Genomic DNA, 24,129 nt, shown 5'->3' on the forward strand with positions numbered 1-24,129 from the left:
CGAAGCCGGTTACCGCCGCATCGAGGTCGATTCGCTTCCCGGTCAGCCGGGGGAATTCCGTTGCCTCGTCTGCAATGAAATCCTCGAGCGCTACAGCGAGGAGCCCTACGTCGCTCACAGGCTGACGGTCCAACCGGAAAAAGTGTTCGTATGACCTTGCCGGTTGCGGCCGCGCATTAACCACCCGCTTCATTCGCGTTCGATTCTCCGCGGCAGCCCGACGGCTCGGCCTTGACTCCATGAACAAATAAGGAACAATGTTCCGCGTATGTTCTCATCAAGGAGACGGCCGATGTTGAAGATTTTCGTCGAAGAGGCGGCGGCGCTGGCATCGATCACGCTGTTCATTGGAATGATCGCGGTCTGGGCGCAGTTGATTCCGCAGTTCTGAGTGGGAGGAGGGCCGCGCCGATTTCGTCGGCCGCCGTCGGTTGCCATCCCCTTGGGGAAAAGCGGGACGCCGCATCATGATGGCGCGTTCGGCGTGGACTCCGGGGATCGGACGCATCACCATTGAATGGCGAGTCGGGATCGGCGGCCATGTGCCCAGGCCCGGCAGTTGCGTTCCTCCACCAAACCAAGGCCGTTCGAATCACCCATGCCCAGTGCCGGATTCGTCCATCTTCACGTTCATTCGGCCTATTCGCTGCTGAAGGGTTCGATCAAGATCGCCAAGCTCGGCGAACTCGCCAAGGCGGACCGCCAGCCGGCGCTGGCGCTGACCGACACCGACAACATGTTCGGGGCGCTGGAATTCTCCGACAAGATGGCCGGCTATGGCATCCAGCCTATTGTCGGCTGTGAGCTCGCGATCGATTTCGGCGACGTCGATCCGAATTCGCGCAGTGTGCTGGCCGGCGCTCCGGCCCGAATCGTGCTGCTCGCCGCGCGCGAACGCGGCTATCGCAGCCTGATGCGGCTGAACTCGCGGGCGTTCCTGGAGACGCCCGTCCACCAGTTGCCGCATATCAAGTTCGACTGGCTGACGGACGATGCCGAGGACCTGATCGCGCTGACCGGCGGTCCGGACGGGCCGATCACGCTTGCGTTCGCGGCCGATCAAGCGAGCCTTGCGGCCACGCGTTGCGACCGGCTGGCAAGCCTGTTCGGCGACCGCCTCTATATCGAGCTGCAGCGCCACGGCATCGACAAAGAGCGCCGCACCGAGGCCGGCCTGATCGATCTTGCCTATACGAAGGGGCTGCCGCTGGTTGCGACCAACGAGCCCTATTTCGCGAGCACCGACGACTACGAGGCCCACGATGCGCTGCTGTGCATTGCCGGCGGCCGGCTGATCGCAGAGACCGATCGCGAGCAGCTCACGCCCGACCACCGCTTCAAGACACGCGCCGAGATGGCGGTGCTGTTTGCGGATATTCCGGAAGCCCTGGCGTCGACGGTCGAGATCGCCGAGCGCTGCTCGTTTCGGCCGAGGACACGCAAGCCGATCTTGCCGCGCTTCACGGTCGGCGCCGGATCGGCCTCCGATGCGGCAAGCGAGGAGGCGGCGGAGCTGATGCGCCAGGCTGAGGAGGGGCTCGCGAGGCGTCTGCGGATCCACGGCTTGTCGCCGGGCATCACGGAAGAGGACTATCAGAAGCGTCTCGCCTTCGAGATCGACGTCATCAACCGCATGAACTATGCGGGCTACTTCCTGATCGTCTCCGACTTCATCAAATGGGCCAAGGCCCACGACATCCCGGTCGGGCCGGGCCGTGGCTCCGGCGCAGGCTCGCTGGTTGCCTGGGCGCTGACGATCACCGATCTTGATCCGATCCGATTCGGGCTGCTGTTCGAGCGCTTCCTCAATCCGGAACGCGTGTCGATGCCGGACTTCGACATCGACTTCTGCCAGGATCGTCGCGGCGAGGTGATCTCCTATGTGCAGGAGCGCTACGGCCGCGACCAGGTGGCGCAGATCATCACCTTCGGTACGCTGCAGGCGCGCGGCGTGCTGCGCGACGTCGGCCGTGTGCTGCAGATGCCCTATGGCCAGGTCGACAAGCTAACCAAGCTGGTGCCGCAAAATCCCGCCGCGCCCGTGGCGCTGGCGCAGGCGATCGAGGGCGAACCCAAGCTGCAGGCTTTCCGCGACGAGGATCCGGTGGTCGCGCGCGCCTTCGATATCGCGCAGCGCCTGGAAGGTCTGACGCGGCACGCGTCGACCCACGCCGCCGGTATCGTGATCGGCGACCGCCCCTTGAGCGAGCTCGTGCCGCTCTACCGCGATCCCAAATCCGACATGCCGGTGACCCAGTTCAACATGAAATGGGTCGAGCCGGCGGGGCTTGTGAAGTTCGACTTCCTTGGCCTGAAGACGCTGACGGTGCTTGATGTCGCCGTGAGGCTGCTCAAGCAGCGCGATGTGCATGTCGATCTGGCGACGCTGCCGATCGACGATGCCGAAAGTTACCAGATGCTGGCGCGGGGCGATGTGGTCGGCGTGTTCCAGGTTGAAAGCCAGGGCATGCGGCGCGCGCTGATCGACATGCGGCCGGACCGTTTCGAGGACATCATCGCGCTGGTGGCGCTGTATCGCCCCGGCCCGATGGCCAACATCCCGACCTATTGCGCGCGCAAGCACGGCGACGAAGAGCCGGAATATCTGCATCCGATCCTGGAGCCGATCCTGAAAGAGACGTTCGGCGTCATCATCTACCAGGAGCAGGTGATGCAGATCGCGCAGCAGATGGCGGGCTACACGCTCGGCCAAGCCGACCTGTTGCGCCGCGCCATGGGCAAGAAGATTCGCGCCGAGATGGAGAAGCAGCGCGAGATCTTCGTCGCCGGCGCAGTCAAGAATGGCGTGCCGAAAGGGCAGGCGGAGACGATCTTCGAACTGCTCGCCAAGTTCGCCGACTACGGCTTCAACAAGAGCCACGCCGCGGCCTATGCGTTGGTCTCCTATCAGACCGCCTATATGAAGGCGCATCATCCCGTGGAGTTCCTGGCAGCGTCGATGACGCTCGAACTCAACAATACGGACAAGCTCTCCGAATTCCGTGCCGAGGCACAGCGGCTGGGGATCAAGGTCGAGCCGCCCGACGTCAATCGTTCCGGCGCAACGTTCGATGTCGGCGACAAGACGATCTACTACGCATTGGCCGCGCTGAAAGGCGTCGGTCTGCAGGCGGTCGAGCAGATCGTGGAGGAGCGGCGCAAGGGGGCCTTCACATCGCTGGCCGATTTCGCGGCGCGCGTGAGCCCGCGCGCAATCAATAAGCGCATCATCGAAAGCCTCGCCGCCGCCGGCGCCTTCGATTCGCTCGACCCGAACCGGGCCCGCGTCTTCGCCGGCGCCGATGCGATCCTCGCCGCCTGCCAGCGGAGCCATGAGGCCGCGACATCGGGCCAGAACGATATGTTTGGCGGGCTTTCGGACGCGCCGAGCATCGTGCTGCCGCAGGTCGAGCCGTGGCTGCCGGCGGATCGGCTGCGACGCGAATACGACGCCATCGGATTCTTCCTCTCGGGTCACCCGCTCGATGACTACGCCACAGCCTTGAAGCGATTGCGCGTGCAATCCTGGGCCGAGTTCTCGCGCGCGGTGAAAACCGGTGCGACCGCGGGCAAGGTCGCCGCGACCGTGGTGTCGCGCATGGAGCGGCGCACGAAGACCGGCAACAAGATGGGCATTATGGGCCTGTCCGATCCCACGGGCCATTTCGAGGCGGTGCTGTTTTCCGAAGGATTGGCGCAATACCGCGACGTGCTGGAGCCGGGCGCAGCCGTGCTGCTGCAGCTCGGCGCCGAGCTGCAGGGCGAGGACGTCCGCGCCCGCGTGCTGCATGCCGAGCCGCTCGATGCCGCAGCCGCCAAGACGCAAAAGGGCCTGCGCATCTTCCTGCGCGACACCAAGCCGCTGGACTCGATCGCCAAGCGGCTTCAGCCGGGCAACGGCACCGGTGGCGACGTCGCGCTGGTGCTGCGGCTCGATCTGGAGACCGAGGTCGAATTCAAGCTCGAAGGCCGCTTCCAGGTATCCCCGCAGATCGCCGGCGCAATCAAGGCGGTGACCGGCGTCGAGATGGTCGAAACGCTGTGAGCGCCGGATTGCGGATCCGACGGCGCGGCGGATTGCATTCTTCACAGATTCGGTTGTTGAACCGAGATAAGTGATTGCTGCTATTGGGAAATGGTGTCGCCGCCGAGATGTCGAGGAAATGGGCGTGCGAATCGTCGCCAATCGCCTAAAGCCGCCAGGCGCCCCCAAATCCGCCCATATTTCCTTGCTTCTGGCGGAAATCGCGCTATACAGCGCGCCATCTCACACGGAAACATGGCTCTAGAAGGCCGTCCGGTGGCAGCCGGGCCGACAAGGCTCGCTTGCTCACACGTTTCCGGAGGAACCAACCGGAGAATCAAAACGATGTCGGTACCCGATTTCACCATGCGTCAGCTTTTGGAAGCTGGCGTGCACTTTGGCCACCAGGCCCACCGCTGGAACCCGAAAATGGCGGAGTACATTTTCGGCGCCCGCAACAACATCCATATCATCGATCTCGCCCAGACCGTGCCGATGCTGCACCGTGCGTTGCAGGCGGTCAGCGATACCGTCGCCAAGGGCGGCCGTATCCTGTTCGTCGGCACCAAGCGGCAGGCGCAGGACGGGGTCGCGGATGCGGCCAAGCGCTCGGCGCAGTATTTCGTCAATTCGCGCTGGCTCGGCGGCACGCTGACCAACTGGAAGACGATCTCGGCCTCGATCAAGCGGCTGCGCCATCTGGACGAGGTGCTCTCGTCCGGCGAAGCCAATTCCTACACCAAGAAGGAACGGCTGACGCTGCAGCGCGAGCGCGACAAGCTTGACCGTTCGCTCGGCGGCATCAAGGACATGGGCGGCCTGCCCGACATGATCTTTGTGATCGACACGAACAAGGAAGACATCGCGATCCAGGAAGCGCAGCGGCTCAACATCCCTGTCGCCGCGATCGTCGACACCAATTCGGACCCGAAGGGCATCACCTATGTGGTGCCGGGCAACGACGACGCCGGCCGGGCGATTTCGCTCTATTGCGACCTGGTCGCGCGGGCCGCGATCGACGGCATCTCGCGCGCGCAGGGCGATGCCGGCATCGATATCGGCGCCTCCGTCCAGCCGGAACAGGAAGAACTCCCGGCGCCGTCGGCGACGACCGGCTTCCAGGGTCTGCCGGGGCCGCGTGGCACTGCCGACAACCTCAAGAAGCTCACCGGTGTGTCGGGCACCATCGAGAAGAAGCTCAATGACCTCGGCGTCTTCCACTACTGGCAGCTCGCCGAGCTCGATCACGACACCGCCCACAAGATCGGCGAACAGGTCGGTCTGCCGAGCCGTGCCGACGCTTGGGTCGCCCAGGCCAAGGCGCTTACCGCGGAAGCGGAATAACCTGAACGGCCGCGTGGCCGGACCTTTCCGGCCACCGCTTCAATTCCCAGATCAAGGCATTCCCTGTCGCTGACGGCGGCGCCCTAAGGGCGCCGCCGCGCTTCACAGGCAAGAAGGAATTCAATGATGGCAACGATCACAGCAGCGATGGTCAAGGACCTGCGCGAGTCGACCGGCGCGGGAATGATGGATTGCAAGGCGGCGCTGACCGAGGCCGCCGGCGACATGCAGGCCGCGCAGGACTGGCTGCGCAAGAAGGGCCTGTCGAAGGCCGCCAAGAAGGCCGGTCGCGTTGCCGCCGAGGGCCTGATCGGCGCCCTGACCCAGGGCACCAAGGGCGTCGTCGTCGAGGTCAATTCCGAGACCGACTTCGTCGCGCGCAACGATCAATTCCAGGGCCTGGTCAAGATGGTCGCCCAGGTCGCGCTCGAGGTTGGCGCCGACGTCGAGAAGATCAAGGCGGCCAAGGTCGGCGACGTCACTGTTGAGGCTGCGATCAACGATGCGATTGCGACCATCGGCGAGAACATGACGCTGCGCCGCGCGGCTTCGCTCGAGGTCGGCAAGGGCGTGGTGTCGAGCTACGTCCACAACGCAGTCATCGAGGGCGCCGGCAAGATGGGCGTGATCGTGGCGCTGGAATCGGCCGGCAAGACCGATGAGCTTGCCGTGCTCGGCCGCCAGCTCGCCATGCATGTCGCCGCGGCCAACCCGCAGGCGATCGATCCCGCCGGGCTCGATCCTGACGTCGTCCGGCGCGAGAAAGATGTGCTGGCCGACAAGTACCGTCAGCAGGGCAAGCCCGAGAACGTGATCGAGAAGATCGTCGAGTCCGGCCTGAAGACCTTCTACAAGGAAGTCTGCCTGCTGGAGCAGGCTTTCATCCACGATAGCGGAAAGTCCGTGGCGCAGGCGGTCAAGGAAGCTGAGGGCAAGGTCGGCGGCCCGGTGAAGATTGCCGGTTTTGTGCGCTATGCTCTTGGTGAGGGAATCGAGAAGCAGGAATCCGATTTCGCAGCCGAAGTCGCGGCGGCCAGCGGCAAGAAGTAACCGCGTGGGTCGAACGGTTCCGGCGCCATCGCGCCGGAACCTGCTTGCGCGGGATGAGGGAGCATCATGGCTGAGCCGGTCTATCGTCGCGTGGTGATCAAGCTTTCAGGCGAATACCTCGCCGGCAGCCAATCCTTCGGCATCGACCAGCCCACCATCGACCGCATTGCCGACGACCTGATCGCGGCGCGCCATCTCGGCACCGAGATTGCGGTCGTGGTCGGCGGCGGCAATATGGTACGCGGCGTGCAGGTGTCGTCCCATGGCGTGTCCCGCACCACCGGCGACACCATGGGCATGCTGGCGACCGTCATGAACTGCCTCGCGCTGGAATCGGCGGTCGAGCGCAAGGGCACGCCGGCGCGCACCCTGTCAGCCTTCGTGATGCCGGAAATCTCCGAATTGTTCACGCGCAGTGCGGCGCACAAATACCTCGCCGAGGGCAAGATCATCCTGCTCGGTGGTGGAACCGGCAATCCGTTCTTCACCACCGATACCACCGCGGTCCTGCGCGCGGCCGAGATCGGCGCGGACGCGGTCTTGAAGGCCACCAATGTCGACGGCGTCTACAGCGCCGATCCCAAGAAGGACCCGTCGGCCAAACGTTTCGATCGCCTGACGCATTCGCAGGCGATTGCCGGCGGTTACAAGGTCATGGACGCGACCGCATTCGCGCTTGCCCGCGAGACGTCGCTGCCTATCATTGTGTTTTCGATCGCCGAGCCTGGTTCGATCGGCGCCATCCTGCGCGGCACGGGCCACGGTACGGTCGTCGCCGGCTGACGCTTGGGCGTTGCGGCAAGGCGGTTGGTTTCTCGAGCATGATCCGGAAAAGTGGAAACCGGTTTTCCGCAGAGATCATGCTCAAACGAAGTGATTAGATCGTGATCCGATCCGACCTGATCGGACGCTGATGCAGAGGAAGGGAGAGCGTCATGCCCACGCCTGGTTTTGACATCAACGAAGTAAAGCGCCGTATGCAAGGTGCGACCCAGTCCCTCAAGCACGAATTGGGCGGCCTGCGTACCGGCCGTGCCGCGGCGTCGATGCTGGAGCCGGTCCAGGTCGAGGCCTATGGCTCGCATATGCCGCTCAACCAGCTCGCTACCGTCAGCGTGCCCGAGCCGCGGCTGCTCTCGGTGCAGGTCTGGGACAAGACGATGGTCAAGGCGGTGGAGAAGGCGATCGTCGATTCGAATCTCGGCCTCTCGCCCGCGACCGAAGGCCAGGTGTTGCGGCTGCGTATTCCCGAACTCAACGCCGAGCGTCGCAAGGAACTCGTCAAGGTCGCGCATAAATATGCGGAAGCGGCCAAGGTGGCGGTCCGCCATGTCCGCCGCGACGGGCTCGATGTCGTCAAGAAGCTCGAGAAGAATCACGAGATCTCCGAGGACGATCAGGAGCGGCTCGCCGCCGAGGTGCAGAAGGCGACCGACGGCGTGATCGCCGAGATCGATCAGTTGCTGGCGGCCAAGGAAAAGGAAATCCTGACCGTTTGATTTGGACAGCGCCAATGTCGAACGCCCCCGCACCTGCAACTGCCGGACCGGATCGAACCGGCAGTCCGTTGCATGTGGCGATCATCATGGACGGCAACGGGCGCTGGGCGGCGGCACGCGGCCTGCCGCGCGCGGAGGGACATCGGCGCGGCGTGGAGGCGTTGCGCCGGGTGGTGCGGGCCTCGCACGAACTCGGCATCCTCTATCTCACCATCTTCTCGTTCTCGTCGGAGAACTGGTCGCGTCCGGCGACCGAGATCGGCGATCTCTTCGGCCTGTTGCGCCGCTTCATCCGCAACGATCTGGCGACGTTGCACCGGGACGGGGTGAGGGTGCGCGTCATCGGCGAGCGCGAGGGACTCGATCCGGATATCTGCGCGCTGCTCAACGAAGCCGAAGAGCTGACCAGGGCAAACACCAAGCTCAATCTCGTCGTCGCCTTCAATTATGGCTCGCGCCAGGAGATCGCCGGCGCCGCGCGGCGGCTGGCGCGGGAGGTGGCGGAAGGAAGGCGCGATCCCGCATCGATCGACGCCGACACGCTCGGGCAATATCTCGGCACGCCCGACATTCCTGATCCCGATCTGATCATCCGCACCAGCGGCGAACAGCGGCTGTCGAATTTCCTGATGTGGCAGGCGGCCTATAGCGAGCTCGTGTTTGTGCCGATCCATTGGCCGGACTTCGACAAGGCGGCGCTGGAAAGTGCGATCGCCGAATACGCCAGACGCGAGCGCCGCTTCGGCGGTCTGGCTGCGAAAACCGCATCGTGACCCAAGATAAAGCCGCACCCGCGGCAAGGAGCGAGCCGTCCTCGCGCAATCTCTTGATGCGCATCATCGCGGCGCTGGTCTTGGCGCCGGTTGCGATTGCAATCGCCTATGCGGGCGGTGTTCTCTGGACGCTTCTGGTCACGCTCGCCGCGATCGGCCTCTATGTCGAATGGCTGATGGTCATTGGCGCCGGACACACGCTGCGCATGACCATGGCCGGTGCGCTTGCGCTGGCGGCTGCTGGGCTCTGTCTCGGGGCAGGGCGGCTTGACGCCGCGGTATCGGTGCTGGCGATCGGGCTGATCGTGATCGCTGTGATTTCATCCGAGCAACGTCGGTGGACGATCGCTGGATTTTGTTACGCCGCCGTCGCGGAAGTCGCCTCGGTCCTGCTGCGGCAGGATCCGGAAGAAGGCTTTGTGGCGCTGCTGTTCGTGTTGTTGGTCGTCTGGGCGACCGACATCGGCGGCTATTTCGCCGGTCGCAGCATTGGGGGCCCAAAACTCTGGCCACGGGTCAGCCCGAAGAAGACCTGGGCGGGCGCGGTCGGCAGCTTCGTCGGTAGTCTCGTCGTCGCGGCGGGTTTTGCGGTGTTCGGCCTCGGCGCGGTTGTGCCGCTGCTGGTCTTGGGCGCGGTGCTCTCGGTGGTTTCCCAGTTCGGCGATCTCTTCGAGTCCGCAGTGAAGCGGCGGTTCGGCGTGAAGGATTCCAGCCATCTCATTCCCGGCCATGGCGGGCTGATGGACCGGCTGGACGGCTTCGTCGCCGCGGTTGCCGTTGCCGCAATTTTTGGCTTCTTGCGGGGCGGCGCGGATGGCGTCGGCCGCGGTCTTATGGTTTGGTGAGAAAATGAGTGCTGTCCCATTGCGAAACAACAAGGCTGCGGCCTCCGCGGTCCGCACGGTGACCGTGCTGGGCGCCACCGGCTCGATCGGCGACAGCACCATGGACTTGCTGCGCGGTGCGCGCGACCGTTTCCGCGTCGAGGCGCTGACCGCCAACGGCAATGCGCAGGCCCTGGCCAAGCTCGCCCGGGAATTCAACGTGCGTTTTGCGGCCGTGGCCGATCCGAGCAAGCTGTCCGAATTGAAGGATGCGCTGGCGGGCACCCGGATCGAATGCGGCGCCGGCGACAGCGCGATCATCGAGGCCGCCGCACGGCCGGCGGATTGGGTGATGGCGGCGGTCAGTGGCGCAGCGGGCCTGAAGCCGGCGCTCGCGGCGGTCGATCGCGGAGCGACGGTCGCGCTCGCCAACAAGGAATGCCTGGTCTGCGCCGGCGATTTCTTCATGCAGCGCGCGCTGAAGGCGGGCGCCTGCATCCTGCCGGCGGATTCCGAGCATAACGCACTGTTTCAGGCGCTGAGCTCCGGCAATCGCGAGGAACTGGTGCGGGTGATCATCACCGCTTCCGGCGGGCCGTTCCGCACCTGGGCTCCCGCTGACATCGAGCAGGCTACTCTGGAGCAGGCGCTGAAGCATCCGAACTGGAGCATGGGTCAGAAGATCACGATCGACTCGGCCTCGATGATGAACAAGGGGCTCGAGGTGATCGAGGCCTCCTATCTGTTCGCGCTGACACCGGATCAGATCGACGTGCTCGTGCATCCGCAGTCGATCATCCATGGCATGGTGGAATTCTCGGACCGTTCGGTGGTCGCGCAGCTCGGCACGCCCGACATGCGCATCCCGATCGCGCATTGCCTCGGCTGGCCGGACCGGATCGTCGGGCCGTCGGCCAAGCTCGATTTGGCCAAGATCGGCCAGTTGACCTTCGAGGCGCCGGATTTCGAGCGGTTCCCGGGGCTGCGGCTGGCTTACGAATCGTTAAGGACCGGTCGGGGCGCGACCACGGTATATAATGCAGCCAATGAGGTGGCGGTTGCCGCCTTCATCGCCGGCAAGATCAAGTTCGGCGCGATCGCGCGGCTGGTGGAGGCGACCCTGGACGACTGGATCAGGTCCGGCAATCTGGCGCCTCTGACATCGGCAGATGATGCGATTTCCGTTGACCATAACGCGAGAAATAGGGCTGCCTCCCTATTGCCTCAAATTGCCTTAAAGGCATCTTAGAGGGTTGGAACCGGGCCTGTTGCCCTGGTTGAGGGGAACTGAATGACCGAGTTTTTCGTACATGGTTTCAACACGTTGAGCCACGGGCTCGTCGGTTATGTGGTTCCCTTCCTGTTTGTCCTGACCATCGTCGTCTTCTTTCACGAGCTCGGCCATTTCCTGGTCGCCCGCTGGGTCGGCGTCAGGGTGCTGACCTTCTCGCTCGGCTTCGGGCCGGAGCTGTTCGGCTTCAACGACCGGCATGGCACGCGCTGGAAGCTCTCCGCGATTCCGCTCGGCGGCTATGTCAAATTCTTCGGCGATGACAGTGAAGCTTCCACGCCCTCGACCGAGACCCTCTCGGGCATGACGGCGGAGGAGCGGAAGGGCAGCTTCCATCACAAAAAGGTCGCGCCGCGCGCGGCGATCGTCGCCGCCGGCCCGATTGCCAATTTCATCCTGGCGATCGTGATCTTCACCTGCCTGTTCACCTTCTTCGGCAAGCCGAGCACCACGGCGCAGGTCGATAAGGTCGAGCCGGGAAGTGCCGCGGCGGTCGCCGGTTTTCAGGTCGGTGACGTCATCACCGCGATCGACGGTACTACGATCGGCAGCTTCTCGGACATGCAGCGCGTCGTCAGCATCCACGGCGGCGATCAGCTCACTTTCACCGTCAAACGCAACGGTTCCACGATCCAGTTGCAGGCAACGCCTGAGCTTCGCGACATCAAGGATCCCTTCGGGAACACCCACCGGCAGGGCATCCTGGGAATCACCCGCGCCACCGCTCCGGGCGAGCAGGTGACCGAGCGGGTCGATCCCGCCACCGCGCTCTGGCTCGGGGTGAAGGAGACCTGGTTCGTGGTCGATCGGACACTGTCCTATATCGGCGGTGTGTTCACCGGGCGCGAGGCGGCAAACCAGGTCGGCGGGCCGCTTGGGATCGCGCGAATCTCGGGCCAGGTCGCCAGCATCGGCATTGCCGCTCTGATTCACCTTGCCGCCGTGCTCTCGATCTCGATCGGGCTTCTCAACCTGTTCCCGGTACCGCTGCTCGATGGCGGTCACCTTCTGTTCTATGCGGTCGAGGCGATCCGCGGCCGGCCGTTATCTGAACGTGCTCAGGAAATGGGGTTCCGAATCGGCCTCGCTCTGGTGCTAATGCTGATGGTGTTCGCGACCTACAACGACATTCTCCATCTCGCGGCATCGTGAAACGGCTTTTTTGTGGCGTTGCCTAACGGCAACGTCTTGGAATGAAAATGGAATTGCACAGCCGTCAGTCGGTTGCCGACGTAACAAAATTGGCTACAAGCTGTGCAGCAAGGTTGGGAATCTGCCGGTCCGTTGGGGAACGGGCCGGCCGTGGAATGATAAGGGCGCGGTGCGCATGATTGTTGGAATGCGAGTGCGGGGGGGCTTGCTTGCCGCTCTGATCATGTTCGCTGTGCCGGTAGCTGCCTCGCTGGCGGCAATGTTTGTGTCTGCGCCTGCCGTTGCGCAGACGGTGGAATCGATCACGGTGGAGGGGAACCGCCGTGTCGAGGTCGAGACCATCCGCTCCTACTTCAAGCCGGGTCCGGGCGGGCGCCTGAGCCAGGCTGACATCGACGATGGCCTGAAGGCGCTGATCGAGACCGGCCTGTTCCAGGACGTTCGAATCACGCCCGCCGGCGGCCGGATCGTCGTCACCGTGGTCGAAAACCCCGTGATCGGCCGCATCGCCTTTGAGGGCAACAAGAAGATCAAGGACGACCAGCTTTCGGCTGAAATCCAGTCGAAGCCGCGCGGTACCTTCTCGCGCCCGATGGTGCAGTCCGATGCCCAGCGTATCGTCGAAATCTACCGCCGTTCTGGCCGCTATGACGTGCGCGTCAACCCGGAGATCATCGAGCAGCCGAACAACCGCGTCGACCTGATCTTCACCATCACCGAAGGCCAGAAGACCGGTGTCCGGTCGATCGAGTTCATCGGCAACAATTACTATTCCTCTTATCGCCTGCGCGACGTCATCAAGACCCGCGAATCAAACCTGCTGAGCTTCCTCGGCGGCGCCGACACCTACGATCCCGATCGGGTCGAGGCCGACCGCGACCTGATTCGCCGTTTCTACCTCAAGCACGGCTTCGCCGACGTGCAGGTGGTGGCCGCGCTGACCGAATACGATCCCGAAAAGAAGGGCTTCCTCGTCACCTTCAAGATCGAGGAGGGACAGCAGTATCGGGTGGCGTCCGTCAGCTACCAGTCTTCGATCGCGACGCTGGATCCGAACTCGCTGAGCTCGTTCTCGCGTGTTTCCGTCGGCTCGCTCTACAACGCCGAGGCGCTGGAGAAATCGGTTGAGGAAATGCAGATCGAAGCCTCGCGGCGCGGCTACGCCTTCGCCGTCGTGCGGCCGCGCGGCGATCGCAATTTCGAGAATCACACGGTCTCGATCGTGTTCGCCGTGGACGAGGGCCCGCGGACCTATATCGAGCGTATCAATATTCGCGGCAATACCCGCACCCGCGACTACGTGATCCGCCGCGAGTTCGATCTCTCCGAGGGTGACGCCTACAACCGCGCCCTGGTCGACCGCGCCGAGCGGCGGCTGAAGAACCTCGACTTCTTCAAGAGCGTGAAGATCACCACCGAGCCGGGCTCGTCCAGCGACCGCGTCGTCCTGGTCGTCGATCTCGAGGAGAAGTCGACCGGCGACTTCTCGGTCTCGGGCGGCTATTCGACCACGGACGGTGCGCTCGCCGAAGTCAGTATCTCGGAACGCAACTTCCTGGGACGAGGCCTGTTTGCGAAGGCGTCGGTGACCTACGGACAATATGCGCGCGGCTACTCGCTGTCGTTCGTCGAGCCGTATTTGCTCGACTATCGCGTCGCGCTCGGTCTCGACCTGTACCAGCGCCAGCAACTCGCAAACAGCTACATTTCGTACGGTACCGAAACGCTCGGCTTCAGCCCGCGGCTAGGCTTCAGCCTGCGTGAAGACCTCGCGTTGCAGCTCCGCTACTCGATCTATCAGCAGAAGATCAGCCTGCCGTACCAGCTCGCGAACTGTAACAACAATCCCAACAACGGCCTGCTTGCCTTCAACCCGTCGCCGGCCTTCGCGCAACTGAACGGAATTCCCGCGGGAGGCACTGCGACGGCCGGGGGCCAGAGCGCCACCGACAGCTCCGGACTCGGCCTGTGGTGCTACAGCGACGGCGAAGCTTCGCTGCCGGTTCGCAAGGAGTTGCAGGGCGGCAAGACGCTCACGTCGGCGCTCGGCTACTCGCTCAACTACAACACGCTCGACAACAACAAGAACCCGACGGACGGCCTGCTGGTCGACTTCAAGCAGGACTTCGCCGGCGTCGGTGGCGACGTCAGCTACATCAAGTCCGCGATCGACGTGAAGTACTACACCCCGCTCGTCGCCGATATCGTCGGCCTGATCCATGCCCAGGGTGGTATCCTCAACCAGGTCGGCAACGATCAGATCCGGATGCTCGACCACTTCCAGATGGGTCCGAACCTGGTCCGCGGTTTTGCTCCGAACGGCATTGGTCCGCGCGACATCAACCCGTTCGGCACGATGGACGCGCTCGGCGGCACCAAGTACTGGGGCGTGTCGGCGGAATTGCAGATGCCGTTCTGGTTCCTGCCGAAGGAAGTCGGGCTCAAGGGGTCGATCTATGCTGACGCCGGTGGTCTCTATGACTACAAGGGACCGACGTCGTGGGCGCAGACGGGCGAGGTCAACGTGCCGGGCTGCATTCCGCCAACTGTCGGCAATGGGGTGGTCCCGTCCAATCCTGGAACCTGCCTCGGACTGCAGTACGATAATGGTAACGTCGTCCGCACCTCGGTCGGTGTCGGCCTGATCTGGCAATCGCCGTTCGGTCCGCTGCGGTTCGACTACGCGGTCCCACTTACCAAGGGTCAGTTCGATCGCGTGCAGCAATTCAAGTTTGGCGGCGGAACATCGTTCTAACCGCGATCGTCGGCCGCACTGCGACGGATGGAATGGCGCTGCCGATCTTCTTCAAGAGTCCCCCTTCGTCGACGCTGGCCGACATTGCCGCGTTGACGAAGGCGCATTTGGTCGATCCCGCCAGGGGCGATCATGTGATCAAGGGGCTTGCCTCGCTCGACGAGGCTGGCCCGATGCATCTGACGTTTTTCGACAATCTCAAATATGTCGACCAGCTCGCCGCAACCAAGGCCGGCGCTTGTCTGGTCAGCCCGCGCTTCGAGGCGGACGTGCCTGCCCATGTGGCCGTGTTGCGGGCCGCAAAGCCGTTCCACGCCTTCGTGCAACTGGCCCGGCAATGGCACAGCGACGCGCTCAGGCCGGGCTCGTGGTTCGGTGTCGAAGGCATCGCGCCGTCGGCGATTATCGACCCCACGGCGCATCTGGAGGACGGCGTGATCGTCGACCCGTTGGCCGTGATCGGGGCCAGGGTCGAGATCGGTTCGGGGACTGTCGTCGGGGCGGGCGCCGTGATCGGGGCCGATGTCAAGATCGGACGCGACTGCAATGTCGGCGCCAAGACCACGATCCAGAACACGCTGATCGGCAACAACGTGCTGATTCATCCCGGCTGCAACATCGGCCAGGACGGCTACGGCTTCATCTTCTTCGGGCCCGACGGCCATCTGAAGGTGCCGCAGACCGGTCGGGTCCTGATCCAGAACAATGTCGAGATCGGCGCCGGTTCCACCATCGACCGCGGTAGCCTGCGCGACACCGTGATCGGCGAGGGTACTAAAGTCGACAACCAGGTCCAGATCGGCCACAATGTGACCATCGGCAGGCACTGCTTGCTGGCGGCCCAGATCGGGCTCGCGGGCAGCCTGACCATTGGCGACAATGTCGCGCTGGGCGCCAAGGTGGGCATCAACAACCATCTGAAGATCGGCGACGGCGCCCAGGTCACCGCGATGAGTGCCGTGAAGGACGACATTCCAGCCAACGGCCGCTGGGGCGGTCACTTTGCCAAACCGACCAAACAGTGGTTTAGGGAGATCCTTGCGGTGGAGCGCCTGGTGCGTGACGGTGCGCCGAATTCGAAAGGCGAGGAAAGGGAGTGATGGAGGAGTCACCGGTCAGGTTCGAGCTTGTGGACATCAACGACATCCTCAAGACGCTGCCGCACCGCTATCCGATGTTGTTGATCGACCGGGTCGTCAACATCCGCGCCGACTATAGCGGCATCGGCGTCAAGAACGTCACGTACAACGAACCATCGTTCCTCGGGCATTTTCCCGAACGTCCCGTCTATCCCGGCGTGATGATGATTGAGGCCATGGCGCAGACTGCCGGCGTGATCGGCATCAAGTCGGTGGAGGGCACCGAGAAGCCGCGCGCGGTCTACTTCCTCACCATCGACAAGTGCAAATTCCGTAAGCCCGTGATGCCCGGCGACACCATCGAGTACCACATGCGCTCGATCGGCCGCCGCAAGACCATGTGGTGGTTTCACGGCGACGCCAAGGTCAACGGTCAGATCGTCGCCGAAGCCGATGTCGGCGCGATGCTGACGGATTGATCGGCTCGGCGCGCCTTCAATCTTCGTCCCGTGTACCGCGCGCTGCAATATGCAGTCATGATACGTCACTGGACATGCCGGGCAATGTCGCGCTAACAGCCGGAAAATTCGATTGTTTAGCGCGCTTGCGCATCAACCAGTAGCGGGCCTGTCGTAATGAGCATGATCGATCCCACCGCGCGGATTGCGGATGGCGCCGTGATCGGCGAGGGCACCTCGATCGGCCCCTATTGCATCATCGGCCCCAACGTCGCGATCGGCGCGAACTGCAAGCTTGATGCGCATGTGACCGTCTCCGGCCATACGTCGATCGGCGCGGAATGCGTGATCTCGCCGTTTGCGGTGCTGGGCGGGCCGCCGCAGGATCTGAGCTACCGCGGAGAGCCGACGCGGCTTGAGATCGGCACCGGCTGCACCATCCGCGAAGGTGTGACGATGAACATCGGCACGGTGAAAGGCGGCGGGCTGACGCGCGTCGGCGACCGCGGCTATTTCATGAACAACAGCCATGTCGGTCATGACTGCATGGTCGGCAATGATGTGATCTTCGCGACATCAGCCACGCTTGGCGGTCACTGCGAGATCGGGGACTTCGTCTATATCGGCGGGCTCTCGGCCGTGCACCAGTTCACCCGGATCGGGCGACAGGTGATGGTCGGCGGCGTCTGCGGCGTGCGCGACGACATCATCCCGTTCGGCCTCGCCAACGGCCAATATGCCGTGCTCGAAGGTCTCAACATCATCGGCATGAAGCGCCGCAAGTTCACCAGGGAGCGGCTGGTGACCGTCCGCGCCTTCTACCAGAAGCTATTCCATGGCGAGGGCGTCTTCGCCGAGCGATTGGCCGCGGTGCAGCCGCTGGCCGCCGAGGATCCGGCGATCGCCGAAATCCTCGCCTTCATCGGCAAGGGCAAGCGGCCGCTCTGTCTTCCGGCTGTCGACGGCAAGCACTGATGCGAGGGGCGCCCGAGCCATGACGTCAGCGGCTCCAGCGATTTCCTCTCCGGTTGGCGTCATCGCAGGCGGCGGCGCCATGCCGTTTGCGGTCGCGGAGTCGCTTGCCAAACGCGGTATCGCGCCGGTGCTGTTCGCATTGCGCGGCGCGTGCGATCCGGTCCGTGTCGAGGGGTTCCGCCATCGCTGGATTTCGGTCGGCCAGCTCGGGCGGGCGACCAGATTGTTTCGCGAGGAGGGCTGCCGCGACCTGATCTTCATCGGCACCTTGATGCGGCCGGCGCTGTCGGAAATCCGGCTGGATCTGAAGACGCTCCGTGTTCTCGCAAACGTCATCCGCGCGTTTCGAGGCGGTGACGATCATCTGCTATCGGGGGTGGGCCGCATTCTCGAGCAGGATGGATTTCGCATGGTCGGGATCAAGGATGTCGCCCCGGATCTGCTGATGCCCGAAGGTTGCATCACGCGCACGACGCCGGCCGGCAACGCCAGCGCCGACATTGCAAGGGGGCGCGAGGTGCTTGCCGCGCTCAGTCCGTTCGACATCGGCCAGGCTGCGGTCGTGATCGACGGGCATGTGGTCGCCGTCGAGGACATCGAGGGCACCGACGGGCTTCTGGCGCGTGTGGCGCGGCTGCGTGCCGACGGCCGCATCCGTGCCCCGAGCGGTCGCGGCGTGCTGGTGAAGGCGCCCAAGAGCAGCCAGGATCTGCGCTACGATCTGCCGACAGTCGGGCCGCGCACGGTCGAGGGCGCCGCGAAAGCGGGCCTTGCCGGGATTGCCGTCATTGCCGGCAATACGCTTGCCGCCGAACCGCAGGCGATGATCGAGGCTGCGGACGCAAGACGGGTGTTCGTCATCGGTGTGCCAAGCTGATGCACGGCCGCGCCCCAGACATCACACGCAAGATCTTCCTGATCGCGACTGAGGAATCCGGCGATCGCCTCGGGGCGGCGCTGATGAAGGTGCTGCGCCAGCGGCTCGGCGATGCCGTGCAGTTTGCCGGCGTCGGCGGCCGCATGATGGCGCGCGAGGGCCTCACGTCGCTGTTTCCGATCGAAGAACTTTCGATTGTCGGCCTTGCCGCTGTCGTGCAGCAGTTGCCGAAAATCCTGCGATTGATCCGGCACGCTACGGATGCCGTGATCGATGCGGCGCCGGACGTGCTGGTCATCATCGACAGCCCCGACTTCACCCATCGCGTCGCCCGTCGCGTCCGGGCGCGCAATCCTACCATTCCGATCGTCGACTATGTGTCGCCGTCGGTCTGGGCCTGGCGGCCGGGCAGGGCGCGCGCGATGCTCGGCTATGTCGATCACGTGCTGGCGCTGTTGCCGTTCGAGCCGGAAGAATATCGCAAGCTGCGCGGGCCGCCCTGCAGCTATGTCGGCCATCCCCTGACCGAGCAGTTCGCCTCGCTGCGGCCGAATGCCGAGGAAGCAAAGCGGCGCGATGCGCAGCCGCCGGTTCTGCTGGTGCTGCCCGGCAGCCGGCGCAGCGAGATCAGGCATCACCTCGCGCTGTTCGGCGAAACGCTGGCGCAATTGCGCGCAAGCGGCGTTGCGTTCGAGCCGGTCCTGCTGACCATGCCGCATCTGGAAGCTGTGATCCGCGAGGGTGTGCAGGGCTGGCAGGTCAAGCCGCAGATCGTGGTCGGCGAGAGCGAGAAGCGCGCCGCGTTCAGGATCGGACATGCCGCGTTCGCCAAATCCGGCACCGTGACGCTGGAGCTGGCGCTGTCAGGCGTTCCGATGGTGACGGCCTACCGCGTCGGCGCCATTGAGGCCTTCATCCTGCGCCGCGCGATCCGCGTGCCATCGGTGATCCTGGCCAATCTCGTGATCGGCCAGGAGGTGATCCCGGAATTCCTGCAGGAGAACGCGACGCCCGAAAAGCTGTCGCAGGCGCTCGGCGAGGTGCTCGCGGATTCCGCGCTGCGCCGCAGCCAGATCGAGGCCTTCGCCACGATGGACGCGATCATGTCGACCGGCGACCAGCCGCCAAGCGTTCGCGCCGCCGACATCGTGCTGGCGACAATGCGGAACGGCCGGCAGACGAACTAAATTAGCCGTCGTTCAAGACACCCGGCCAGCACGCCGGCATCTGGTTCGTCTTCATCCATCCCTATGAGCCTTACGGTCGGTCGCGCTCGAGCCGTGCTTGGCCCCAAGCAAGGCTCCGCAGCTTATTGCAGTTGCGACTTAGTTGCATGAAGCTTGCCTAGCGGAACCGCTTATGTCAATCCTGATTGCGAGTAGCTCGCAACTGGGGTGGGGCGACTGTGGGAGTGCGGCGTAAGATCGACGATTTAAGAGTGGTCCACAATGAAATTGCGAATGCATCGCAATTGCATCTCCCTGGTTCCAGTCGACGATCCCAGGTGTCAGTGGTGGTGGGCTTGGTGGCTGCGTTTCTGGTTTCCGCGCCTGCCGCCGCTGACGACGCCGCTTCGCTGAACGGCATTCCCCCGTCGTCGATGGCGACCAGCCTGCCGGACGAGGGCGATCCCACCGGCGTGCGCAAATGGCTCGCGGAACGCGGGATCACTTTTGGGCTGATCTACACCGGCGAAGCGTTGCGCAACCTGTCCGGAGGCGTGCGGCGCGGTGGGCTCTATGAGGGCAAGCTCGAGGCCTTCGTCGCGGCCGACCTGGAGAAGCTCGCGGGGTGGTCAGGGCTGGGTTTCTTCGCCAACGCCTTCCAGATTCATCATACGGCGGGGCTGCGCGACCAGCATTTCGAGAGCCTGATCACGATCAGCAACATCGAGGCTGTGCCGTCGACACGGCTGTCCGAGCTATGGCTGGAGCAGAAATTGTTCGACGATCGCTTCAGCATCCGCCTCGGCCAGCTTGCGGCGGACACCGAGTTCTTCGTCAGCGACTACAGCAAGACGCTCATCAGCAGCGATTGGCCGACAATCGCCGGTGGCAATTTGCCGAGTGGCGGTCCCGCTTATCCTCTCGCAACGCCCGGCATCCGGCTGAAATTCGATCCCAGCCCGAGCTGGACGACCCTGGTCGGATTGTTCAACGGCGATCCAGGCGGGCAGGCGACCGTCAATCGCGCCGGCACCAATTTCCGCGTGAACGATCCGCCCTTGCTGATGGGGGAATTGCAGTATCGCTACAATCAGGACAAGGATTCGCGCGGGCTGGCCGGCACGCTACGGCTTGGCGGATGGCACCACTTCGGGATGTTCGCGGACATGAGGTTCGACGATGCTGGCCTTTCGCAGGCGAGCCCGTTCAGCAGCGGGAACGCTCGTCTGTTTCGCGGGTCGAGCGGCATCTACGGCATCATTGATCAGCAGATCTGGCGCCCCGAGGGCGGGGATGCCGCAAGCGGCATCGCCGTGTTCAGCCGGATCTCGGGCACTCCATCGGATCGCAACTTGATCGACTTCTTCGTCGACACCGGAATCGTGTTCTCAGGACTGCTGCCCGGGAGACCTGACGACAAGTTCGGAGCGTCGTTCATCTGCGCGCATATATCCGATCGGGCGCGCGCGCTCGATCGCGACATCATCGACCTAACTGGAGTCCATCAGCCGCTTAGAGATTTCGAGCTCACGATTGAGCTCTCCTACCAGGCTCAGATCAAGCCAGGCTGGACGCTTCAGCCTGTCTTTGAATACATCGTCCATCCCGGTGGACACGTTCCCGATCCGATCTTGCCGAATTCGCCGGTGAAGAGCGGGGCACTGATCGGCGTACGCAGCACGATCGCGTATTAGCGAGCCGTCGGCGGCGGAGATCGCAGCCCGCGGCAAACAAAAACGGCGCCATCAGAACGATGGCGCCGTCTGAAACTTCGCAGAAAGCTTGAAGCTTACTTCCGCTTGTCGATCGGGACGTATTCGCGGCGGGCGACGCCGGTGTAGAGCTGGCGCGGACGGCCGATCTTCTGCTGCGGATCTTCGATCATCTCGCTCCACTGGCTGATCCAGCCGACGGTGCGGGCGACCGCGAACAGCACGGTGAACATGTCGACCGGGAAACCCATCGCCTTCAGCGTGATGCCCGAATAGAAGTCCACGTTCGGATAGAGCTTGCGGTCGATGAAGTATTGGTCGCTGAGCGCGATCTTCTCCAGCTCCATCGCCACCTTCAGCATCGGATCGTCGCCGTGGCCGGTCTCCTTCAGCACGGCATGACACATCTTCTGCATGATCTTGGCGCGTGGATCGTAGTTCTTGTAGACGCGGTGGCCAAAGCCCATCAGGCGGACTTCGCTGTTCTTGTCCTTCACCTTGGCGATGAAGTCCGGAATGTTCTCGACCTTACCGATGCCGTACAGCATGTTCAGCGCGGCTTCGTTGGCGCCGCCATGCGCCGGTCCCCACAGGCAGGCGATGCCGGCCGCGATGCAGGCGAACGGGTTGGCGCCCGAAGAGCCGGCGATGCGCACCGTGGAGGTCGACGCATTCTGCTCGTGGTCGGCGTGCAGGATGAATATCTTCTCCAGCGCGTCGGCGAGCACCGGGTTGATCTTGTATTCCTCGCAAGGCACGCCGAAGCACATATTGAGGAAGTTCTCGGCGAACTTCAGCGAGTTCTTCGGATACATGAAGGGCTGGCCGATGGTGTATTTGTAGGCCATCGCCGCCAGCGTCGGGATCTTCGCGATCATGCGCATGGAAGCGATCATGCGCTGCTGCGGATCGTTGATGTCGGTGGAGTCGTGGTAGAACGCGGCGAGTGCGCCGACGGCAGCGACCATGATCGCCATCGGATGGGCGTCGCGGCGGAAGCCCTGGAAGAAGCGCGCCATCTGTTCGTGCACCATCGTATGATGGGTGACGCGGTAGTCGAAATCCTTCTTCTGCGCCGGAGTCGGAAGCTCCCCGTAGAGCAGGAGATAGCAGGTCTCCAGGAAGTCGCCGTGCTCGGCGAGTTGCTCGATCGGATAGCCGCGGTATTCGAGGATACCGGCGTCGCCGTCGATATAGGTGATCTTGGACTGGCAGCTCCCCGTCGAGGTGAAGCCCGGGTCGTAGGTGAACACGCCGGCCTGGTTGTACAGCTTGCCGATGTCGATGACATCAGGGCCGACGGTGCCACTCAGGATCGGGAAATCGTAGGTCTTGTTGCCGATCGTGAGGGTAGCTGTTTTGCTGCTGGATTGTGCGTCCATCGTGTAGTCCCCGATGAATTTGTTGCGAAAATCGAGCCTGCCCGAGTTGCCGTTTCTACGGCGGATGTCGGGACAAGCCGGATTGTCTAGAAGGCCTCGCGGAATGCGTAGCTTATTGCCCTGTGCGCTGCAAGGTGGACCCTCGGAGGGGCATGGCAGGGGGCTTACGCAGCCGACTGATCGCCCAGCCGGGCAAGACTTTCCTCCCGCCCCAATACCGCCAGGACATCGAAAATACCCGGCGAGGTGGTGCGTCCCGTCAATGCCACCCGGAGCGGCTGAGCGACGGCGCCGAGCTTGAGATTGTTCTGCTCCGCGAAATTCCGCATGGCGGCTTCCGTGGTCTCCAGCCGCCAGTCGGTGACCGTCTCCAGCGCCGCGCGAAGCTTGCCGATCAGCGCGCGCGTTTCCGGCGTCAGCAGCGCGGCGGCCTTTGGCTCGATCTGGATCGGCCGGTCGGCGAAGATGAAAGAGGCGCCCGCGATCAATTCGAGCAGCGTCTTGGCGCGCTCCTTCAGGCTCGGCATCGCCCGCAGCAATTGCGCGCGCGTCTCCTCGTTGAGCTTGGCCTTGATGGCGGCGCCGTCGGGAACGTAGTCCAGCACGTTCTCGAACTGCGTCACGAGAGATTGATCGTCGCTGTGCCGGATATAGTGGCCGTTGAGGTTCTCCAGCTTGGCGAAGTCGAACCGCGCCGCTGAACGGCCGATCGACGGCAGGTCGAACGCCTCGATCATCTCCTGCGTGGAGAATATCTCCTGGTCGCCATGGCTCCAGCCGAGCCGGACCAGGTAGTTGCGCAGCGCCGCCGGCAGGTAGCCCATCGCCCGGTAGGCATCGACGCCGAGCGCGCCGTGGCGCTTGGAGAGCTTTGAGCCGTCGGGGCCATGGATCAGCGGGATATGGGACATGCTCGGGATGTTCCATTCCAGTGCGTCGTAGATCTGCTTCTGGCGCGCGGCGTTGATCAGGTGATCGTCGCCGCGGATGACATGTGTCACGCCCATGTCGTGGTCGTCGACCACCACCGCGAGCATGTAGGTCGGCGTGCCGTCGCCGCGCAGCAGGACGAGGTCGTCGAGGTTCTCGTTCTGCCAGACCACGCGGCCCTGGACCTGATCCTCGATCACGGTCTCGCCGGTCAGGGGCGCCTTCAGCCGGATCGTGGGTTTCATCCCGGCCGGCGCGTCGGCCGGATCACGGTCGCGCCACATTCCGTCGTAGAGGCGGGTGCGGCCCTCGGCGCGCGCTTTCTCGCGCATGGCGGCAAGTTCCTCTGCCGTGGCGTAGCAGCGATAGGCGCGCCCGGCGGCGAGCAACTGCTCGGCGACCTCGCGGTGGCGGGCGGCGCGGCTGAACTGGTAGATGACCTCGCCGTCCCAATTCAGCTCGAGCCAGGTCAGGCCATCCAGGATGGCCTCGATCGCCTCTTTGGTGGAGCGCTCGCGGTCGGTATCCTCGATCCGGAGCAGCATCTTGCCGCCGTGCTTCCTGGCATAGAGCCAGTTGAACAGCGCGGTGCGGGCACCCCCGATATGGAGGAAGCCGGTCGGCGAGGGGGCGAAGCGTGTGACGACGGAATCAGACATGACCGGATGCGAACTCGGGCTTGAACGGCGCTGGTGTATAGCAGGAACAACGCATAACTAAAGCCTTGGCCTTACCAAAGCCTTGGCTGTCCACTTGGGCTGTCCCAAAGGCAGCCTCGAAAGCGGCAGCCTCGAAAGCGGCGGCCTCGAAAGCGGGCTTGGCGGGCCGGGGCGAATTT

General features: G+C 63.8%; 18 protein-coding genes. 16 read left to right on the forward strand and 2 right to left on the reverse strand.

Annotated elements, in window-relative coordinates; genetic code table 11:
* Positions 1-598 precede the first annotated feature (598 nt).
* The 16 genes from dnaE to AC5ZG5_RS09025 all read left to right on the forward strand — a co-directional run bounded on the left by dnaE (position 599) and on the right by AC5ZG5_RS09025 (position 20,961).
* Positions 599-4,045, forward strand: a complete 3,447-nt coding sequence (dnaE, locus tag AC5ZG5_RS08950; RefSeq protein ID WP_456642363.1) for a DNA polymerase III subunit alpha — start codon at positions 599-601, stop codon at positions 4,043-4,045.
* A gap of 324 nt (positions 4,046-4,369) precedes the next feature.
* Positions 4,370-5,368, forward strand: coding sequence for a 30S ribosomal protein S2 (locus tag AC5ZG5_RS08955; protein ID WP_130229724.1), 999 nt, complete (start codon positions 4,370-4,372; stop codon positions 5,366-5,368).
* A gap of 126 nt (positions 5,369-5,494) precedes the next feature.
* Positions 5,495-6,418 (forward strand): translation elongation factor Ts, encoded by a 924-nt coding sequence (gene tsf / locus AC5ZG5_RS08960; protein ID WP_456642364.1) that lies wholly within the window; start codon positions 5,495-5,497, stop codon positions 6,416-6,418.
* Between the two features lie 66 nt (positions 6,419-6,484).
* Positions 6,485-7,201 carry a UMP kinase gene (gene pyrH, locus AC5ZG5_RS08965; RefSeq protein ID WP_028162759.1) on the forward strand — a complete coding sequence of 239 codons (717 nt, stop codon included), beginning with the start codon at positions 6,485-6,487 and terminating at the stop codon, positions 7,199-7,201.
* Between the two features lie 152 nt (positions 7,202-7,353).
* A complete protein-coding gene (gene frr, locus AC5ZG5_RS08970; protein WP_130229726.1) occupies positions 7,354-7,917 on the forward strand; it encodes a ribosome recycling factor in 564 nt (187 codons plus the stop codon).
* 14 nt (positions 7,918-7,931) lie between these two features.
* Positions 7,932-8,690, forward strand: coding sequence for an isoprenyl transferase (locus AC5ZG5_RS08975; protein WP_028162757.1), 759 nt, complete (start codon positions 7,932-7,934; stop codon positions 8,688-8,690).
* On the forward strand, positions 8,687-9,535 hold the full coding sequence (locus AC5ZG5_RS08980; protein ID WP_456642366.1) for a phosphatidate cytidylyltransferase: 849 nt from the start codon (positions 8,687-8,689) through the stop codon (positions 9,533-9,535). The genes AC5ZG5_RS08975 and AC5ZG5_RS08980 overlap by 4 nt, the downstream gene beginning before the upstream one ends.
* A 4-nt stretch (positions 9,536-9,539) precedes the next feature.
* A complete protein-coding gene (gene dxr / locus AC5ZG5_RS08985) occupies positions 9,540-10,763 on the forward strand; it encodes a 1-deoxy-D-xylulose-5-phosphate reductoisomerase (RefSeq protein ID WP_028162755.1) in 1,224 nt (407 codons plus the stop codon).
* Positions 10,764-10,805: 42 nt separating this feature from the next.
* On the forward strand, positions 10,806-11,957 hold the full coding sequence (rseP, locus tag AC5ZG5_RS08990) for an RIP metalloprotease RseP (RefSeq protein ID WP_456642367.1): 1,152 nt from the start codon (positions 10,806-10,808) through the stop codon (positions 11,955-11,957).
* Between the two features lie 175 nt (positions 11,958-12,132).
* Entirely contained in the window at positions 12,133-14,712 is a 2,580-nt protein-coding gene (bamA, locus tag AC5ZG5_RS08995) for an outer membrane protein assembly factor BamA (RefSeq protein WP_130229731.1), read from the forward strand.
* Positions 14,713-14,744: 32 nt separating this feature from the next.
* The gene (gene lpxD / locus AC5ZG5_RS09000; RefSeq protein WP_028162752.1) at positions 14,745-15,812 is read left to right on the forward strand and encodes a UDP-3-O-(3-hydroxymyristoyl)glucosamine N-acyltransferase; all 1,068 of its coding nucleotides are present in this window, start codon (positions 14,745-14,747) and stop codon (positions 15,810-15,812) included.
* Positions 15,812-16,270 carry a 3-hydroxyacyl-ACP dehydratase FabZ gene (fabZ, locus tag AC5ZG5_RS09005; protein ID WP_456642368.1) on the forward strand — a complete coding sequence of 153 codons (459 nt, stop codon included), beginning with the start codon at positions 15,812-15,814 and terminating at the stop codon, positions 16,268-16,270. The genes lpxD and fabZ overlap by 1 nt, the downstream gene beginning before the upstream one ends.
* 156 nt (positions 16,271-16,426) lie before the next feature.
* Positions 16,427-17,224 (forward strand): acyl-ACP--UDP-N-acetylglucosamine O-acyltransferase, encoded by a 798-nt coding sequence (gene lpxA, locus AC5ZG5_RS09010; RefSeq protein WP_208822696.1) that lies wholly within the window; start codon positions 16,427-16,429, stop codon positions 17,222-17,224.
* Positions 17,225-17,243: 19 nt separating this feature from the next.
* Complete coding sequence (locus tag AC5ZG5_RS09015) at positions 17,244-18,101, forward strand: LpxI family protein (RefSeq protein WP_456642369.1); 858 nt, start codon at positions 17,244-17,246, stop codon at positions 18,099-18,101.
* On the forward strand, positions 18,101-19,288 hold the full coding sequence (gene lpxB / locus AC5ZG5_RS09020) for a lipid-A-disaccharide synthase (RefSeq protein ID WP_456642370.1): 1,188 nt from the start codon (positions 18,101-18,103) through the stop codon (positions 19,286-19,288). Before AC5ZG5_RS09015 ends, lpxB begins: the two co-directional genes overlap by 1 nt.
* Before the next feature lie 338 nt (positions 19,289-19,626).
* On the forward strand, positions 19,627-20,961 hold the full coding sequence (locus AC5ZG5_RS09025; protein ID WP_456642371.1) for a carbohydrate porin: 1,335 nt from the start codon (positions 19,627-19,629) through the stop codon (positions 20,959-20,961).
* Between the two features lie 95 nt (positions 20,962-21,056).
* Here the strand turns inward: AC5ZG5_RS09025 and gltA are convergent, their stop codons facing one another.
* Together gltA and gltX are read right to left on the reverse strand one after the other, a co-directional pair.
* Positions 21,057-22,361 (reverse strand): citrate synthase, encoded by a 1,305-nt coding sequence (gene gltA / locus AC5ZG5_RS09030; RefSeq protein ID WP_028162745.1) that lies wholly within the window; start codon positions 22,359-22,361, stop codon positions 21,057-21,059.
* A 164-nt stretch (positions 22,362-22,525) separates the two neighbouring features.
* On the reverse strand, positions 22,526-23,950 hold the full coding sequence (gltX, locus tag AC5ZG5_RS09035) for a glutamate--tRNA ligase (protein ID WP_130229554.1): 1,425 nt from the start codon (positions 23,948-23,950) through the stop codon (positions 22,526-22,528).
* Positions 23,951-24,129 lie beyond the last annotated feature (179 nt).

The organism is Bradyrhizobium sp. Ses1 (genome assembly GCF_059512365.1).